The 3,569-nt window shown below is 59.5% G+C and carries 3 protein-coding genes; all 3 read right to left on the bottom strand.

Annotated elements, in window-relative coordinates:
* Positions 1-522: OmpA/MotB family protein (locus V6C16_RS09425; RefSeq protein ID WP_333543073.1), on the bottom strand; the 522-nt coding region annotated here is incomplete at its 3' end.
* Between the two features lie 457 nt (positions 523-979).
* Complete coding sequence (motA, locus tag V6C16_RS09420) at positions 980-1,828, bottom strand: flagellar motor stator protein MotA (RefSeq protein WP_333535733.1); 849 nt, start codon at positions 1,826-1,828, stop codon at positions 980-982.
* 547 nt (positions 1,829-2,375) lie between these two features.
* Positions 2,376-3,437 (bottom strand): AsmA family protein, encoded by a 1,062-nt coding sequence (locus tag V6C16_RS09415; protein ID WP_333543074.1) that lies wholly within the window; start codon positions 3,435-3,437, stop codon positions 2,376-2,378.
* Positions 3,438-3,569 lie beyond the last annotated feature (132 nt).

The following is a 3,569-nucleotide window of genomic DNA, read 5'->3' as shown; positions in this document are numbered from 1 at the left end:
CGCGCCGGAAAGCTCCCAGGCGGAGCTAAAGGGCGGGGCTGCCTCGGCTGAGTCCGCGTGGCCGCGCACCACCAGATAGAGGTTGTACTCTTCCATCAGTTTGAGCACGGACGAAAGCACCCTGTCGCCCTCAGGCAGCAGTTCAACAGTGCCGTGCTTGAACATGATGTCGGAGTTGACCCGCAACTGCACGCCCACGTCGTCGGCGCTGATGCCCGATGCGCTCTGGGGAACAGCATCGGCCATGAGAAGCTGCTTGATTTTTTGGGCAATGGCGTAGTGAGATTTTTCCACTTCGCTGATCTTGAGGTCGCGCGTGTCTATCTTGTCTGTATTCTGGATAAAGGGGTTGTTGGAGACGGGCGATGTGGAGCTGGAGTCAAAGTTGCGGTCTCCGCTGAAGTACGCGGCGAGGCCCGCCCGTGTTTCGGGGGGAACCATGCTGAGCACCCAGAGCAGAAGAAAGAAGGCCATCATGGCCGTAACAAAGTCGGCATAAGCGACTTTCCATGCGCCGCCCATAAAGCAGACTCCTCAGGTTTATGCCGTGCCCGGCGCGGGCTGCCGGATATGCCGCGCTGCGCGTCATGCCATGCGGCAAAAGCGGCGCGCCCGGTTGGGGACGGTCTTTAAAGGCTCCGGCGCGGGAAGCGCCGCGTCCCCTGCATAATGCAAATATACACTACATCGTTGACGGAAGAAAGGTACGCCGCCACGGCCAGCCACGCGAGTTCAATGCCGGGGAGTTTCCGCCGTCTGCGGGTGTCCCGCCCTATGCGCTTCGGTATGGCGGAGCGGTGGACAATAAAAACGTTGTGGCTCTGCCAATGCCGCCTGTTCTGCAGCGAAAGGGGCCGGGAATGCCTGTGTCACGGGCCGGCGTGTGCAGCTTGCGGCATAAAGACGCGGTACGCAGGCTGCCGAAAAAAGTACTGGCCGGTTTACGCCGATGTCTGTTTTGTCCCGAAGGCTGGCTTGCCTAGCCGCTCTTCAGCTTGTCTTCCATTTCCGCGAAGCTGGGGCGGAAAGGATAAGGAATGGCCCTGCGCCCGTATTCCACGGCAATAAGGGGGGTGGAGCCACGAATGGCGGCAGCCACGGCCTCTTTGACGGAATGATAGTAGAAATGCTCTTCGGCCACGTAGTTTTCAAGCTTTGACCCCATAGGGCCAAACAGGCCGTAGCAGCAGAGAATACCGAAGAACGTGCCCACAAGGGCCGCGCCGATGTAGTGGCCGAGCACTTCCGGCGGCTCGTTGATCTTGCCCATTGCAAGCACCACGCCCAGAACGCAGGCAACAATACCCATGCCCGGCAGCGATTCGGCCATGTGTGACACGGCATGCGCGGGCAGGATGCCTTCTTCGCGCATGGTGGCGATGTCCACATCCATGAGGCTGTCAATATCTGCGGGGTCGCCGGTAGTCAGGTAAACCCGCAGGGTGTCGCCGATGAAGTTGACGATTTTGGTGTCTTTGGAAATGTTGGGATATTTGCTGAAAATGGGGCTGGACTCCGGTTTTTCCACATCACTTTCAATGCTGATGACGCCTTCGCGGTGCATCTTGGAGAAGAGCGCGTAGAGCAGGGCCAGGGTTTCCAGATAGCGGCCCTTGCTTGAGCCGGGGTCGGCAAACAGGTGCTTCAGGCTTTTGAGAATAAGCCCGAAAGTGTACTTGGTTTGCGAACCGAAGAAAGCTCCCAGTCCGCAGCCAAGGATAATAATAAATTCCGCAGGTTGGAAAAGTATGCCCCATTCACCGTGGGCCAGGGTGTAGCCCGTGAACACCGAACCCGCGACGATGGCTAGACCAATTAATAAATACATAGTGCCGCCTGTAGGCTCAATTCATCCTGTGTCGTTTTTTCACCTGCCGTGCCGGGGAAAACCGTACCCCGGAAAACTGCCGCAGGCCGCGTCACAGGCTGGTAGCTCTGCTCAGCGGACATGCCGGACGGGCCACAAGCCCCGCAGCGGCGCAAGACGTTCTTGCGCGAATCCGGACCGTAAAACGGCCCTCTTGATTTCTTAACGCCCGCCTGACCAAAAGCTTTAGCCTGTCAGGCGGAAAAGGCAAGTTTTGCCCAAAAGCCGCCGCGCCACTTTCCGGCCTTGCGGGCAACGCCCAGCAGGCGCGCCGGTGCGGGAAGGCATTTCACCGCAAGGCATGCGCGGTGAAAACGCCCGTGGTTCCGGTTATTGCGGCGTACTCGCCCAAGGGTACTCCAGACGCGCGTTCACCGCAACACCAGACGGATTGCAAGATTGTCCTCTGGGCCAGCCTCAAACAACGGCGCGCCGACCGGTTTTTTGTCCGGGGGCGGACGGCCCATGCGGCCGGAAATGCAGCCAGCCCGCCATGAAATGCCGGGCGTTATCTCCCGAAAAGACCCCGGATAAGATCACCGGCGCCGCGCATGTCGTCCTGTCGCTGCGGATCCGAATCGTTCTTTTTGCTTTTGCCCTGCAAAATGGCGGGCAGTTTGCTGGCAGCGTCCAGGGCAAAGCGCGGGTCCGCATAATACGAGATATTGTCAAATGGCCCGCGAATGATAAGCGGTATGGTCATGCCCAGTGTTTCCACGTTGATGGCCGCGTCCAGATTCCGGCGCGGCAGGCTGATTACGGCCCGTCCACGCGCGCTGAGGCCCTGTGCGCCAGCGCTGATGGGGTTGGCGGTAATTTCGCCGCTCCGTGCCGTAAAGGGCGCACGTACAAAGTCAATGGTTTCGGGTACGCGCCCCTGAAGGCCGGGAATGTTCCTGGGCAGTGTCGGCATGGATTCCAGGTGCATCTGGCGAATTTCAAGCTGGCCTTTTCCGGAAAGACTGTTTTGCAGGGCTGTGGCGTTTTTTCCGGCAAAGGTCAGGTCTGCCTCAAGTCGTGCGACGCCGTTCAGGGGGCGTCCCTTGCCGAGACTTTCCAGCAGGTTGCCCATGTTGACTTCTGAGGCCGTGCCTTTGATGGCGTAGGCCGGATTGGCGGCGTCAGCCAGGCGGGCGGCTCCGGTGGCATGTATTTTTCCGCCGCTGCCGAGAACGCCGTTGAGGGCGGTGATGGTGTAGTTGCCCTGCAGGCCCTGCGCCGCCAGCTGAATGTCACGAACCTGAAGCTTTTCCATGCTCAGGCGCGCCAGGGTCAGGCGGATATTGATGTCCGGCATGGGAATTTTGCCCGCTTCACTGCTCCTTGCCGCTGCCGCTCCGCCTGCGGGCGCGGCACCCGTTTTGCCGTTTTTTCCGGCGGTATCGGGCAGGGGCAGGTAATTATCCAGATTGATGGCGCTGAGCTGAACATCCGCCGTTATGGACAGGGGTTTGCCGGGTTCAAGGCCCAGACGGAACTGTCCGCGCAGGGTTATGTCGTCCACGCGGGCGTGGATGTCAGAAAGGTTGAGGCTGTTGTTGCCGTACGCCATCCGGGCCTTGAGGTTCAGCCCGTCTCAAGCATGCGAACTCCGACTGCATAATTGCTCTTGACGTAGAGCGGCATCATATGCGCAATCCAGCGGAAACTCAAGAAAGCTCATGGCTGATTTTGATGTGGCGCTGTGATGGATATGGCCGGC

The sequence above is a fragment of the Desulfovibrio sp. 1188_IL3213 genome (genome assembly GCF_036763145.1).
Taxonomy (GTDB): Bacteria; Desulfobacterota; Desulfovibrionia; order Desulfovibrionales; family Desulfovibrionaceae; genus Desulfovibrio.
This window is presented reverse-complemented; position numbering and strand designations above follow the sequence as displayed.

Bases quoted from the DNA above. Each gene is read 5' to 3' on its own strand.
- motA (WP_333535733.1), bottom strand. From the start codon at position 1,828: ATGTATTTATTAATTGGTCTAGCCATCGTCGCGGGTTCGGTGTTCACG.